The organism is Streptomyces sp. NBC_01306 (genome assembly GCF_026340465.1).
Lineage (GTDB): Bacteria > Actinomycetota > Actinomycetes > Streptomycetales > Streptomycetaceae > Streptomyces.
In genome coordinates, this window is the sequence record NZ_JAPEPC010000001.1 from 5,644,309 (window position 1) to 5,657,986 (window position 13,678).

The following is a 13,678-nucleotide window of genomic DNA, read 5'->3' on the forward strand; positions in this document are numbered from 1 at the left end:
TCCCTGCGCTGGTTCCGCCGGTTCTGCGGGGCTTTCCCCGAGGTGTCCCTACTCCCTGCGCGGGAGCGGAATCGCCTCACCTCGTCCTGGAGGAGGAGCGCATCCGCTCGCGAACAGTGCGGTAATGGATGCAGGGCCCGTAGTGTGGGTTCAAGTGCTGGAGCTGAAGTCCGTCAGAAGGGGGCGCGCGAAGCCCATGAGCGGTGTCATGAAGCGTATGGGAATGATCTTCCGCGCGAAGGCCAACAAGGCCCTGGACCGGGCCGAGGATCCGCGCGAGACCCTCGATTACTCGTACCAGAAGCAGCTCGAACTGCTTCAGAAGGTACGCCGCGGGGTCGCCGATGTGGCTACCTCGCGCAAGCGTCTCGAACTGCAGCTGAACCAGCTGCAGGGACAGTCCACCAAGCTGGAGGACCAGGGACGCAAGGCCCTCGCGCTGGGCCGTGAGGACCTGGCCCGGGAGGCGCTGTCGCGCCGTGCCGCGTTGCAGCAGCAGGTCACCGACCTGGAGACGCAGCACCAGACGCTGCAGGGCGAGGAGGAGAAGCTCACTCTCGCCGCCCAGCGTCTGCAGGCCAAGGTCGACGCCTTCCGTACGAAGAAGGAGACCATCAAGGCCACCTACACGGCGGCCCAGGCGCAGACCCGGATCGCCGAGTCCTTCTCGGGTATCTCCGAGGAGATGGGCGATGTCGGCCAGGCCATCGCACGGGCCGAGGACAAGACCGCCCAGCTGCAGGCCAGGGCGGGTGCGATCGACGAACTGCTCGCCTCGGGTGCCCTGGACGACCAGTCCGGCATGGGCAAGGACGACATCTCCGCCGAGCTGGACCGGATCTCCGGTGGTACGGATGTGGAGCTGGAACTGCAGCGCATGAAGGCCGAGCTGGCGGGCGGGTCCTCCGCTTCCCAGCAGGCCATCGAAGGCAGTGAGCCGCAGGACAGGCCCCATCCGAATCTGGACAAGCAGTAGGGACGCGTCATGATCGTACGGATCATGGGTGAAGGCCAGATGGAGCTGGCCGACAGCCACCTCACGGAGCTCAACAAGCTGGACGACGAGCTGCTCGTCGAGGTGCAGGGCGGCGACGAAGCAGGTTTCCGTCGCACACTCCACGCCCTGCTCGACAAGGTCAGGGACCTGGGAACGCCGCTCCCCGACGACTCCCTGGCACCGTCGGAGCTGATCCTGCCGCCCGCCGAAGCGACTCTGGCGGACGTCAGGGACATGCTCAACGACGACGGTCTGATCCCGGGCTGAGCCACCCGGGCCGCCGCTGGGCGGCCCGCCCGGACGACTCCGGCGACGTGCTGTCCGGCGCCCCGTCCCGTCCTGCTCCCTCCGGCCGAGGGGACGGAACAGGACGGGGCGCCGTGCTGTCGGCGGACGTGCTGCCCCGTGGAGGTGCGGTGCGGTGCGGGGAGAACACCGCGCGGAAACGCAGTGCAGTGCCGGGGGCGCCGGCCGAGCGGCCGGACCAGGTTGCGGCACGCCGTACCGTTGCTGGACGTGACCCCACCGTCGAAAGCCGCCACCCGCTACGCCCGGGCCAGCGGCTGGCTGCGCGCCCATCCGACGGCGCTCGACGCCGTGCTGGCCCTGGCGGTGCTCGTCTGCATGATCACCGGTTCGTTCGCCTCGGCCGGCGGCCCCGACGGCCCGACCTTCGGCACCAGGAGCCCCGAGCTGCGCAGCGTCATCCTGATGCTGGTCGGCGCTGCCGCTCTGGTGCTGCGGCGCCGCAGTCCGATGCCCGTGCTCGCGGTGACCGGCGCGGTCACCATGGTCGAGCTGATCGCGGGCGAGCCGCCCGCGCCGGTGGCGATGAGCGCGGTCATCGCGCTCTACACGGTCGCCTCCCGCACCGACCGCCCCACCACCTGGCGGGTCGGGCTGCTCACGATGGCCGTGCTGACGGCATCGGCGATGTGCTTCAGCCGGACCCCCTGGTACTCGCAGGAGAACCTCGGGATCTTCGCGTGGACCGGAATGGCGTCGGCGGCGGGCGACGCCGTACGCAGCCGCCGCGCCTTCGTCGACGCCATCCGGGAGCGGGCCGAGCGGGCGGAGCGCACCCGCGACGAGGAGGCCAGGCGCCGGGTCGCCGAGGAGCGGCTGCGGATCGCCCGCGACCTCCACGACGTCGTCGCCCACCACATCGCCCTGGTCAACGTCCAGGCAGGGGTGGCGGCCCATGTCATGGACAAGCGCCCCGACCAGGCCAAGGAGGCGCTGGCGCACGTACGGGAGGCCAGTCGCTCCGCGCTCAACGAACTGCGCGCCACCGTCGGCCTGCTGCGCCAGTCCGGCGACCCCGAGGCACCCACCGAACCGGCGCCGGGCCTCGCGGTGCTCGACGACCTGGTCGACACCTTCCGCAACGCCGGACTCCCGGTGGAGGTGGCCTGCAGCCACGAGCAGACCGCCATGCCCGCCGCCGTCGACCTGGCCGCGTACCGGATCATCCAGGAGGCGCTGACCAATGTGCGCAAGCACGCGGGGCCCGGCGCGCGGGCCGAGGTCAGCGTGGTGCGGGTGGGCCCCGCCCTGGAGGTCACCGTCCTCGACGACGGCGCGGGCCAGGACGGTGGGAGCCAGGACGGCGCGGGCCGGGGCGGGGAGTCCGGGCCGGAGAGCGCCGGGTACGGCGCGGTGGCGGACGGCGGGGGCCACGGCCTGACCGGGATGCGCGAGCGGGCGGCCGCGCTGCGGGGTTCCTGCTCGGCGGGGCCCCGCTACGGCGGCGGCTTCCGCGTACAGGCGATACTGCCGGTCACGGCCGGAGCGGGGGAGGACGTATGACGATCAGGGTGTTGCTCGCCGACGACCAGACGCTGCTGCGCAGTGCGTTCCGGGTGCTGGTGGACTCGGAGCCCGACATGGAGGTCGTCGGGGAGGCGGCGGACGGCGCGCAGGCGGTGACCCTCGCCCGCTCGGAGGCCCCCGATGTCGTCCTGATGGACATCCGGATGCCCGGCACGGACGGACTCGCCGCCACTCGCATGATCAGCACCGACCCCGAACTCACCGCGGTGCACGTGGTGATGCTCACGACCTTCGAGGTGGACGAGTACGTGGTCCAGTCCCTGCGGGCCGGTGCGTCCGGGTTCCTCGGCAAGGGCGCGGAGCCGGAGGAGCTGCTCAGCGCCATCCGTATCGCGGCGGCGGGGGAGGCGCTGCTCTCCCCGGTCGCCACCAAGGGGCTCATCGCGCGTTTCCTTGCCCAGGGCGGCAGTTCGGACGGATCGGACCCCGAGGCGTACGCGGGACGGCTCGCCGCGCTCACCGTCCGCGAGCGTGAAGTCCTCGTCCAGGTCGGCGGCGGCCACTCCAACGACGAGATCGCCGAGCGGCTGTCCGTCAGCCCGCTCACCGTCAAGACACATGTGAACCGGGCGATGGCGAAGCTGGGGGCCCGCGACCGGGCCCAATTGGTGGTAATCGCCTACGAATCGGGCCTGGTCCACCCAAGGGCGTAGCGGCCGCCTACTCCAGCTGCGGTATGCGCCGGATAAGTAGGGCACCTGGGAGCGACGAATCCGGCCTGCCGGATGGCTGAAGGTAGACGTGGGTCACACGTGCCCCCCTCATACCCCGCCGTACGTTCAGTCATTCCTCCGGCTCCACCTGCCTCGCACGCCACAGAAGAGAGACCCCATGTCCTGGCTGTCCAGATTCAGCCTCGCGCAACGGGCCCTGATCGGGCTGATATCGATCGTCGCCGTCGTCTTCGGTGCGATCGCGATACCGCAGCTCAAGCAGCAGCTGCTGCCCACCATCGAACTGCCGATGGTGTCGGTGCTCGCCCCGTACCAGGGCGCGTCCCCCGACGTGGTCGAGAAGCAGGTCGTCGAGCCGCTCGAAGACACCATCAAGGCTGTCGACGGCATCAAGGGCGTGACCTCCACGGCGAGTGAGGGCAACGCCGTGATCATGGCCCAGTTCGACTACGGCAACGGCACCAAGCAGCTCGTCGCCGATGTCCAGCAGGCCGTGAACCGGGCCCGGGTGAAGATCCCCGACTCGGTCGACCCGCAGGTCGTCGCCGGTTCGACGGACGACATCCCGACGGTCGTCCTCGCGGTCACCTCCAACAAGGACCAGCAGGCCCTCTCCGACCAGCTCAACCGCTCGGTCGTCCCGGTCCTGCAGAACATCGACGGTGTCGGCCAGGTCAGCGTCGACGGCGTGCGGGACCTCCAGGTCACCGTCACCCCCGACTCCCAGAAGCTGGCGGCCGCCGGACTGAACGCGGCGACCCTCAGCCAGGCACTCCAGGCGGGCGGTGCCACCCTCCCGGCCGGTTCGTTCTCCGAGGACGGCAAGAGCCGCACGGTCCAGGTCGGCGGCGGCTACACCTCGCTGAAGCAGATCGAGGACCTGCGCGTCACCGGCCAGCCCGCGCCGGGCGGCGCCTCCGCGGGAGGCAAGGCCCCGAAGCCGGTCCGCCTCGGTGACATCGCCAAGGTCGCCGAGCAGCCCGCGACCCCGGTCTCCATCACCCGTACGAACGGAAAGCCCAGCCTCTCCCTCTCGCTGACGATGGACCAGGACGGCAGCGCCGTCGCCATCTCCGACGCGGTCAAGGACAAGCTCCCCGAGCTGCGCAAGACCCTCGGCTCCGACAGCGACCTGACGGTCATCTTCGACCAGGGCCCGTCCGTCTCGAAGTCGATCTCCGGCCTCACCACCGAGGGCGCGCTCGGCCTCCTCTTCGCCGTGATCGTCATCCTGCTCTTCCTGGCGTCGCTCCGCTCCACCCTGGTCACCGCGCTCTCCATCCCCATCTCGGTGCTCCTGGCGCTGATCGTGCTGTGGACCCGTGACCTCTCGCTCAACATGCTCACCCTCGGCGCGCTCACCATCGCGATCGGCCGGGTGGTCGACGACTCGATCGTCGTCCTGGAGAACATCAAGCGGCATCTGAGCTACGGCGAGGAGCGCCAGGCGGCGATCATCGGCGCGGTCCGGGAGGTCGCGGGCGCGGTCACGTCCTCCACCCTGACGACCGTGGCGGTCTTCCTGCCGATCGGCCTCGTCGGCGGCATGGTGGGCCAGCTCTTCGGCTCGTTCTCCATCACGATCACCGCTGCGCTGCTCGCCTCGCTGCTGGTCTCGCTGACGGTGGTCCCGGTCTTCTCGTACTGGTTCCTGCGCGCCCCCAAGGGCTCGGCCGGTGTCGACCCGCAGGAGCTGCGCCGCAGGGCCGAGGAGAAGGAGGAGCGCGGCCGCCTGCAGCGCTTCTACGTCCCGGTGCTGCGCTTCGCGACCCGGCGCCGTATCACCAGCCTGGTCATCGCGGCCGTGGTGCTCATCGCCACCTTCGGCATGGCCCCGCTGCTCAAGACCAACTTCTTCGACCAGGGCGACCAGGACACCCTCTCGCTCACCCAGAAGCTCGACCCGGGCACCAGCCTGCAGGCCGCCGACACCGCGGCCAAGAAGGTCGAGAAGGTGCTCGACGGCATCGACACGATCAAGAACTACCAGGTCACCGTCGGCTCCTCCGGCTTCGCCGCTGCCTTCGGCGGCGGTACGGGCGCCAACCAGGCCTCGTACCAGGTGACCCTGAAGAACGCGTCGGACTACGACGCGACCCAGGACCGCATCGAGAAGGGCCTCGCCAAGCTGCACGGCATCGGCGACGCCAGTGTCGGCAGCGGCGGCGGCTTCGGCGATCAGGACCTCAGCGTCGTGGTCAAGGCCGGCGACGGCGACACCCTCAAGAAGGCGTCCGAGCAGGTACGGGCCGCTGTGGCCAAGCTCGACCACGTCAAGGACGTGCAGAGCGACCTCTCGCAGAGCGTGCCGCGCATCTCGGTGAAGACCAACGACAAGGCGGCCGCAGCGGGCTTCAACGAGACGACGCTGGGCGCGGCCGTCGGCCAGGCGGTCCAGGGCACCAAGTCGGGCCAGATCATCCTGGACGACTCCGAGCGGGACGTCGTCGTGAAGTCGGCGCAGCCGGCCGCCACCCTCGCCCAGCTGCAGAACCTGAACCTCGGCGCGGTCAAGCTCGGCGACATCGCCACGGTCAAGCTGGTCCCGGGACCGGTCTCGATGACCCGTATCGACGGCGCCCGCGCCGCGACGATCACGGCGAAGCCGACCGGTGACAACACGGGCGCGGTCACCACCGCGCTCCAGTCCAAGATCAACGAGGTCAAGAAGGCGCTGCCCAGCGGTGCGACCGTCGAGATCGGCGGTGTCTCCTCCGACCAGAGCGACGCGTTCAAGAACCTGGCGCTGGCCATGCTGGCCGCCGTCGCGATCGTGTTCATGCTGCTGGTGGCGACGTTCCGCTCGCTGGTCCAGCCGCTGATCCTGCTGGTCTCGATCCCGTTCGCGGCCACCGGAGCCATCGGTCTGCTGCTCGCCACCGGCACCCCGATGGGTGTCCCGGCGATGATCGGCATGCTGATGCTCATCGGCATCGTGGTCACCAACGCGATCGTGCTGATCGACCTGATCAACCAGTACCGCTCGCAGGGCCTCGGCGTGGTCGAGGCGGTCGTGGAGGGCGGCAGGCACCGTCTGCGGCCGATCCTGATGACCGCACTGGCGACGATCTTCGCGCTGCTCCCGATGGCGCTCGGCGTCACCGGCGAGGGCGGGTTCATCTCGCAGCCGCTGGCGGTGGTGGTGATCGGCGGTCTGATCACATCGACGCTGCTGACGCTGCTGCTGGTGCCGACGCTCTACGCGCTGGTGGAGCTCCGCAAGGAGCGCCGGGCGGCGAAGAAGGAGGCCAAGCGCCAGAAGCAGTCGGGTGACGGGACTCCCTCGGGCGCCGACTCGACGTCGGACGAGCCGGAGCCGGCGAACGTCTGACACCCGGCACACGCACGAGCGGGCCCCGCACCGGCATCCGGTGCGGGGCCCGCTCGCGTTGTTCCGTGCTGCGGCCGGTTACCGGGGGATCCGGTGGTCCGGCCGCAGGCGCCGCTACGGCAGTGCCAGCATCCGCTCCAGCGCCAGCTTCGCGTACTTCTCGGTCTCCGGATCGACCTCGATCCGGTTCACCAGATTGCCCTCGGCCAGCGACTCCAGCGTCCACACCAGATGCGGCAGATCGATCCGGTTCATCGTCGAGCAGAAGCACACCGTCTTGTCGAGGAAGACGATCTCCTTGTCCGGGTGCGCGTTGGCCACCCGGCGCACCAGGTTGAGCTCGGTCCCGATCGCCCACTTCGAACCGGCGGGCGCCGCGTCGAGCGCCTTGATGATGTACTCGGTCGAGCCCACCTCGTCCGCGGCCGAGACGACCTCGTGCTTGCACTCGGGGTGGACCAGCACCCGTACTCCGGGTATCCGCTCGCGGACGTCGTTCACCGAGTCCAGCGAGAACCGCCCGTGCACCGAGCAGTGCCCGCGCCACAGGATCATCTTCGCGCCACGCAGCTGCTCGGCCGTGAGGCCGCCGTTCGGCTTGTGCGGGTTGTAGAGGACGCAGTCGTCCAGCGACATCCCCAGGTCACGTACGGCGGTGTTGCGGCCCAGGTGCTGGTCGGGGAGGAAGAGGACCTGCTCGCCCTGGTCGAAGGCCCACTCCAGGGCGCGCTTCGCGTTCGACGACGTACAGATGGTGCCGCCGTGCCGGCCGGTGAAGGCCTTGATGTCGGCGGACGAGTTCATGTACGAGACGGGCACCACGCGGTCGGCGACGCCGGCGTCGGTCAGCACGTCCCAGCACTCGGCGACCTGCTCGGCGGTGGCCATGTCGGCCATCGAGCACCCCGCCGCCAGGTCGGGGAGCACGACCTTCTGGTCGCCGGTGGTCAGGATGTCCGCCGACTCGGCCATGAAGTGCACGCCGCAGAAGACGATGTACTCGGCCTCCGGCCTGGCGGCCGCGTCGCGGGCGAGCTTGAAGGAGTCGCCGGTCACGTCGGCGAACTGGATGACCTCGTCGCGCTGGTAGTGGTGGCCGAGCACGAAGACCTTGTCCCCGAGCTTCACCTTGGCCGCGCGGGCGCGCTCCACCAGGTCCGGGTCGGACGGGGAGGGCAGGTCGCCCGGGCACTCCACACCGCGCTCGCTCTTCGGGTCGGCCTCGCGGCCGAGCAGCAGCAGCGCAAGTGCCGAGGGCTGTACATCGAGATCCTGACGGGGCTGGGCGGTGGTCACGACAGCACCCTTTCTTCTCAAGAAACACGTGCGGCTTGTGCCGCTCCGGTGGAGCCGGTGCGGGCACCGGGGCCTTCTCGTCTAAATGACGTTATCTATCATAGCCGCTTCACGTCAGATTGACGATGCCAATCTCGTCAGTGTGACGTATCCCTGGGCGCCCGGATCTGTGACGTGACGGAAAGGGTGTGCGAGCATGAAGGGGCAAAGAGAAGTGCCAGGCCCCGGAATGAATCCGTGGCCCTGCCGGTTGCAATGGTCGGCAAGCAGTCCGTACTTCCCCTGCCTCGGCGGGGAGACCCCATCCCGGGAGTGAAGCAGATGTCCGTATCGGACGAGAAGACCACGGTGAGCGACGGCATCCTCCTGTCCGACGCCGCCGCGTCCAAGGTCAAGGCCCTGCTCGACCAGGAAGGCCGTGACGACCTCGCGCTCCGCGTCGCCGTCCAGCCCGGCGGCTGCTCGGGCCTCCGCTACCAGCTCTTCTTCGACGAGCGCTCGCTCGACGGCGATGTGGTCAAGGACTTCGGGGGAGTCAAGGTCGTCACCGACCGGATGAGCGCCCCGTACCTGGGCGGCGCCTCCGTCGACTTCGTGGACACCATCGAGAAGCAGGGCTTCACGATCGACAACCCGAACGCCACCGGCTCCTGCGCCTGCGGCGACTCGTTCAGCTGAGCCCTGGCCGAGTTTCTCGGCAAGGCACGCAGAGGCGGCGGTCCCGGACATCCGGGGCCGCCGCCTCTGTCGTCGCCGGCTGTCGTCCCTGCCTGTTTGCGGTACGGGCTGTTCGCGGTACGGACTGTTCGCGGTACGGGGCCGTCTCACATCCGGGGTACGGGGTCACCGTTCGCCGCGTTGACGACCTGCCGGCTCCCCAGTGGCTGTTCCAGCACCACCTTCTGCGTCACCGCTCCGATGATGTCGGGGCAGACCGTCCCCGGCTTCGGGCTGGGCGCGCTCAGCGCCAGCCGCACCGTGTCCTTGTTCTCGGTGGTCCGTACGCCGTACCGGCCGCACACCCGGCCCATGATGCGCAGGGTCAGGGTCCGCCCGTCGGCGCGGTAGGCCGTCGGCGTCTGGTCCGAACCGCCGGGACGGTTTCCGTCCGCGGGCGGCTCCGGCTTCGCCAGATAGCGGTCCGCCACCGCCGTCGCGGTGACCGTGGCGGGTCCGGTCGTACCCTCCGGTCGTGTCCCGAACAGCCAGGAGGGGACGAGGATCTGCCGCCCTCCGGCCAGCCGCACCGCGAGCCCCAGCTCCGCGTGGCTCACGGTCACCTGCCGGGACTCGGGCGCCTTCGGCGGAGACGACGGTGCGCAGGAAGCGGACGGCGGGGCGCTCGCCCGGCCGGCGGTGGTGCCGGCGCTGCTGCTGGCGGCGCTCTTACCGGTACCGGCGGCCGAGCGCTCGGTGAGCGGCTCCATGGTGGCGCAGCCCCCGCTCCCGGCGCCCGGGGCCCCGGCCGCGGGCGTGTTCAGCCGTTTCAGCGCGTCGGCCGCGCTGATCAGTGGATACTCCGCACCTTTGACGGGAGCCTTCAACGGGCCGCTGCCGCCGGTCAGCCGGCCGTCCGCTCCGACCTGGAGCCCGGTCGTCCAGCCGGACGTGGGCAGCCCGCCGATCTTCGGCTCTGCGTTCACCACCCGCACCGAACCCATCACCCGGCCGGCGTCGAGCTTCGCGTCACTCTCGCCCAGCGCCTTCAGCAGCGGAGCGGCAGCGGCCTTCGCCGCCCGCTCGCTCACGGCCTTCCCACCGCCGGCCGAGGCGGTCCCGCCGGTTGAACACTCCTTCCCCTGCGGGCAGTTGTCGCCGCCGCCGCTGCCGAACCGGGTGTACGTCCAGGTGCCGGGGGCCTGCCGGGCGACCTGGAGCAGCGGGCCCGAACCGTCCTTGGCCGCGCCCACCTTCCAGTCCGTACCCACGAGCCGCGGTGTGCCGGGCACGCCGAGCGCGTCGGCCAGCTTCGCCACGTCGGCGGCGCTGACGGTGCCGTCGGCCCGGTACACCGGAGCCGTCTTCGGCGGGTCCGGGAAGGTCCCTGCGGGGCGGTAGACGGTGCCCCGCGGGTCGGGTTCCCCCGGCGCGATGCCCGGGGAGCCGCTGCTCCGCGCCGACTGGTCCAGCGCGAGGGGAGGCGGGTCCGTGGTGCCGGTGGGGGCGCCGCTGGTCTCCGTGCCGCCGTTGTCGTGGCCGGCCGCGGTCGCCGCCCAGTAGGCCCCGCCGCCTCCGGCCAGCAGCACCGCTGCCGCAACCGAGGTGATGGCGGCGGGGGACCGCCGCCGACGGGGACGCGCCGTGTCGTGCTCGGGTCGCTCGCTGCTCACCGCATGCTCCTTCGACTCCGCTGCCGTCCACTGCCGTGTGGCCGTTCCCCCGTGTGGGGGAACAGGGGTGGGACGGGGCGGGGGAGCGCACGGTTCCCTGTGCTGTCCGCCCTGCTGCTTCGGCTGCCCGCTCAGCGCCGCTCAGGCGCCGTACCCGGACATTCAGTCGCCGTACTCGGACATGGCGTCGATCAGCCGCGCGGAGGCGGGCGGCACGGTGACCCCGTGGATCAGGGACGGGGGTACGGGAGTGGGCGCGGGCGCCACGGGCACCACCCAGTGCGGGGCCATGCGCGCGCAGTCGCCGCGCAGATCGGTCAGGTCGGCTTCGGACTCGGACGGAGCTGCGGGGTGCGGCGCGATGGAGTTCGGCATATCGCCACCGTAGGCACGGGTCGGCCTGCGGAGAAAGACCTACTATCGGGTAGTTTCCTCCCTTCGAGCCGAGAGGCGTGAACCGGTAGCGTGAGGTGTCAGCCTCCCTCCTCCGCATCCGCAGGAGTCCTCGCCGTGCGAATCGCAGTCACCGGCTCCATCGCCACCGACCACCTCATGACCTTCCCCGGCCGCTTCGCCGACCAGTTGGTCGCCGATCAGCTCCACACGGTCTCCCTCTCCTTTCTGGTCGACAACCTCGACGTACGGCGCGGAGGCGTCGGCGCCAACATCTGCTTCGGGATGGGCCAGCTCGGCACGGCCCCGATCCTGGTCGGCGCGGCCGGCTCGGACTTCGAGGAGTACCGCGCCTGGCTCGACCGGAACGGTGTGGACACCGAGTCGGTCCGGATCTCCGAGGTCCTGCACACCGCCCGCTTCGTGTGCACCACGGACGCCGACCACAACCAGATCGGCTCGTTCTACACGGGCGCGATGAGCGAGGCCCGCCTGATCGAGCTCCAGTCGGTCGCCGAGCGCGTCGGCGGTCTCGACCTGGTGCTGATCGGCGCCGACGACCCCGAGGCGATGCTCCGCCACACGGAGGAGTGCCGCACCCGTTCGATCCCGTTCGCTGCCGACTTCTCCCAGCAGATCGCGCGGATGACCGGTGAGGACATCCGTACGCTGCTCGTCGGCGCGACGTACCTCTTCTCCAACGAGTACGAGAAGGGGCTCATCGAGTCCAAGACCGGCTGGACCGAGGAAGAGATCCTTGACCGGGTCGGCCACCGGGTCACCACGCTCGGCGCCCGGGGCGTCCGCATCGACCGCAAGGGCGAAGACCCGATCGTGGTCGGCTGCGCCGAGGAGGAGGCGAAGGTCGACCCGACGGGCGTGGGCGACGCGTTCCGCGCGGGCTTCCTGTCCGGGCTCTCGTGGGGCGTCGGCCTGGAGCGCGCGGCGCAGATCGGCTGCATGCTCGCCACGCTGGTGATCGAGACGCTGGGTACGCAGGAGTACACCCTGGGCCGCACCAACTTCATGGACCGCTTCACCAAGGCGTACGGCCACGACGCGGCGGCAGAGGTCCAGATCCACCTCCCGTAGCCCACCGGCGGCAGGACCGGACCCCTGGGGCGCTTCCGTACGGCCCCGGCGGACCGGCTCACGACACGCGGCGCACCCGGAAGGCGGTCCCCCCGTCGACCGGGTGCGCCCCCTCGTACTCCTGCCCCCGCATCTCGCACCACGCCGGCACATCGAGCCGCGCGGCCTCGTCGTCCGAGAGCACCGTCACCACCCCGCCCACCGGCACGTCCCCGATCACCTTGGCCAGCTCGATCACCGGGATCGGGCAGCGCTTCCCGAGCGCGTCCACGACAAGCTCCGCCGCGGGGCCGCCCTCGGGGTCCGGCACAGTCGCCCCCTCCGGCTCCGCCGCCGCTCCCCGCGCCGGCCCCTGAGCCGCACCCGCCACCGGACCGTTTCCGGCACCCAGCCGCTCCCGTACGGAACGGACCACGCCCGGCAGTACCTCCAGGAACCGGTCGACCTCCGCCTCGGCCACGCCCAGCGGCAGCGAGACGCGGACGTTCCCCTCCGAGAGCACCCCCATCGCCCGCAACACATGACTGGGCGTCAGCATGCTGCTGGTGCAGGACGAACCGGATGACACGGAGAAACCGGCCATATCGAGCTCGTGCAGCAGAGTCTCTCCGTCGACATAGAGACATGAGAACGTCACGAGATGCGGCAGCCGTCGCACCGGATCCCCGACCACCTCGACATCCGTCACCAGTTCGCCCACCGAGGCCCTGATCCGGTCCACAAGAGCGCGCAGCCGTACGGATTCGGCCGCCGCCCCGGCCCGCACGGCCCGCAGCGAGGCCGCGGCGGCCACGATCGCCGGGACGTTCTCGTAACCGGCGGCGCGCCCCGACTCCCGCTCGTCCGCCGGGCCTTGAGGGACGAACCTCACACCCTTGCGTACGGCGAGCAGCCCCACCCCGGCCGGCCCGCCCCACTTGTGCGCGCTGGCGGTGAGCAGCGACCAGTCCCCGTCGACCGGCCCCCACCCCAGCGACTGGGCCGCGTCCACCAGCAGCGGCACCCCGGCGGCCCGGCACGCGTCGGCGACCTCGGCGACCGGCTGTTCGGTGCCGGTCTCGTGGTTGGCGGACTGCAGACAGGCCAGCGCGGTCCGGGCGGTCAGCGCGGCCGCGTACGTCCCCGGGTCCACCGCCCCGGTCCGCCCGACCGGCACTTCGGTCACCGAACCGCCGCCCGCCTCATGGGCCGCCGCCGAATGGAGCACGGAGGAGTGTTCGACCGACGACACCACCAGGTGGCCGCCGACACGCCGACGGCCAGAAAGTGCTCCAGTAATTCCGGAGTGGACCGCCCGAGTGCCGGACGAGCTGAATACGAGCTCGTCCGGGCGGCATCCGACCGCCTCGGCCGCCGCCTCGCGGGCCGCGTCGAGCAGCAGCCGCGCCTTCCGCCCCTCCCGGTACAGCCGGGCGGGATCGGCCCAGCCGTCGTCCAGGGAGGCTTGCAAGGCCTGACGTGCGACGGGGTGCAGGGGCGCGGAGGACGCGGCATCGAAGTAGGACACGGCGCCACGCTAGTCTGCGGCTGCGGACGGACCGCCTGCCTCGTCGGGGGAGGGATCGTCAGATCCCCGCCGGAAGCCGGGATTCCACCCCTTCGGGGTGTCGGACGGCGCGTTGGGCACCCTCCCCGCGCGGCCCCAAATGGCCTCCAGTAGGGTTTGGTCCGCATAAACATCCAAACCCCTGCCCGAGCAGGACCGGCGACCGACCTCGATGCGGCCGCAGCC

General features: G+C 70.8%; 11 protein-coding genes. 7 read left to right on the forward strand and 4 right to left on the reverse strand.

The window, feature by feature from the left end; translation table 11 throughout:
- The first annotated feature begins 124 nt into the window (after positions 1-124).
- The 5 genes from OG385_RS24885 to OG385_RS24905 all read left to right on the forward strand — a co-directional run bounded on the left by OG385_RS24885 (position 125) and on the right by OG385_RS24905 (position 6,835).
- Positions 125-976, forward strand: a complete 852-nt coding sequence (locus tag OG385_RS24885) for a PspA/IM30 family protein (protein WP_266857798.1) — start codon at positions 125-127, stop codon at positions 974-976.
- A gap of 9 nt (positions 977-985) precedes the next feature.
- Positions 986-1,264 (forward strand): hypothetical protein, encoded by a 279-nt coding sequence (locus tag OG385_RS24890; RefSeq protein WP_266857799.1) that lies wholly within the window; start codon positions 986-988, stop codon positions 1,262-1,264.
- A gap of 249 nt (positions 1,265-1,513) precedes the next feature.
- Complete coding sequence (locus OG385_RS24895; RefSeq protein WP_266857801.1) at positions 1,514-2,806, forward strand: sensor histidine kinase; 1,293 nt, start codon at positions 1,514-1,516, stop codon at positions 2,804-2,806.
- Positions 2,803-3,483 (forward strand): response regulator transcription factor, encoded by a 681-nt coding sequence (locus tag OG385_RS24900; RefSeq protein WP_266857803.1) that lies wholly within the window; start codon positions 2,803-2,805, stop codon positions 3,481-3,483. Before OG385_RS24895 ends, OG385_RS24900 begins: the two co-directional genes overlap by 4 nt.
- A 178-nt stretch (positions 3,484-3,661) precedes the next feature.
- Positions 3,662-6,835, forward strand: coding sequence for an efflux RND transporter permease subunit (locus tag OG385_RS24905; RefSeq protein ID WP_266857805.1), 3,174 nt, complete (start codon positions 3,662-3,664; stop codon positions 6,833-6,835).
- Between the two features lie 114 nt (positions 6,836-6,949).
- Here OG385_RS24905 and nadA read toward each other — a convergent pair whose 3' ends face one another.
- Positions 6,950-8,131, reverse strand: a complete 1,182-nt coding sequence (gene nadA / locus OG385_RS24910) for a quinolinate synthase NadA (protein WP_266857807.1) — start codon at positions 8,129-8,131, stop codon at positions 6,950-6,952.
- Between the two features lie 321 nt (positions 8,132-8,452).
- Between nadA and OG385_RS24915 the strand changes: the two genes are divergently transcribed.
- Positions 8,453-8,809 carry an iron-sulfur cluster assembly accessory protein gene (locus tag OG385_RS24915; protein ID WP_164264231.1) on the forward strand — a complete coding sequence of 119 codons (357 nt, stop codon included), beginning with the start codon at positions 8,453-8,455 and terminating at the stop codon, positions 8,807-8,809.
- Between the two features lie 146 nt (positions 8,810-8,955).
- Here OG385_RS24915 and OG385_RS24920 read toward each other — a convergent pair whose 3' ends face one another.
- Complete coding sequence (locus OG385_RS24920) at positions 8,956-10,461, reverse strand: hypothetical protein (RefSeq protein ID WP_266857812.1); 1,506 nt, start codon at positions 10,459-10,461, stop codon at positions 8,956-8,958.
- A gap of 162 nt (positions 10,462-10,623) precedes the next feature.
- Positions 10,624-10,836, reverse strand: coding sequence for a hypothetical protein (locus OG385_RS24925; protein WP_266857814.1), 213 nt, complete (start codon positions 10,834-10,836; stop codon positions 10,624-10,626).
- Between the two features lie 135 nt (positions 10,837-10,971).
- Here OG385_RS24925 and OG385_RS24930 point away from each other — a divergent pair, with 135 nt between their 5' ends.
- Positions 10,972-11,946: a carbohydrate kinase family protein gene (locus OG385_RS24930; protein WP_266857816.1), complete on the forward strand. Its 975-nt coding sequence runs from the start codon at positions 10,972-10,974 to the stop codon at positions 11,944-11,946.
- A gap of 58 nt (positions 11,947-12,004) precedes the next feature.
- On the opposite strand, the gene OG385_RS24935 is transcribed toward OG385_RS24930, so the two are convergent.
- Positions 12,005-13,453, reverse strand: coding sequence for a cysteine desulfurase/sulfurtransferase TusA family protein (locus OG385_RS24935; RefSeq protein WP_266857818.1), 1,449 nt, complete (start codon positions 13,451-13,453; stop codon positions 12,005-12,007).
- Positions 13,454-13,678 lie beyond the last annotated feature (225 nt).

Coding starts and splice junctions, on each gene's coding strand:
- OG385_RS24885 (WP_266857798.1), top strand. CDS start 125: ATGGATGCAGGGCCCGTAGTGTGGGTTCAAGTGCTGGAGCTGAAGTCC.
- OG385_RS24890 (WP_266857799.1), top strand. CDS start 986: ATGATCGTACGGATCATGGGTGAAGGCCAGATGGAGCTGGCCGACAGC.
- OG385_RS24900 (WP_266857803.1), top strand. CDS start 2,803: ATGACGATCAGGGTGTTGCTCGCCGACGACCAGACGCTGCTGCGCAGT.
- OG385_RS24905 (WP_266857805.1), top strand. CDS start 3,662: ATGTCCTGGCTGTCCAGATTCAGCCTCGCGCAACGGGCCCTGATCGGG.
- OG385_RS24915 (WP_164264231.1), top strand. CDS start 8,453: ATGTCCGTATCGGACGAGAAGACCACGGTGAGCGACGGCATCCTCCTG.
- OG385_RS24925 (WP_266857814.1), bottom strand. CDS start 10,836: ATGCCGAACTCCATCGCGCCGCACCCCGCAGCTCCGTCCGAGTCCGAA.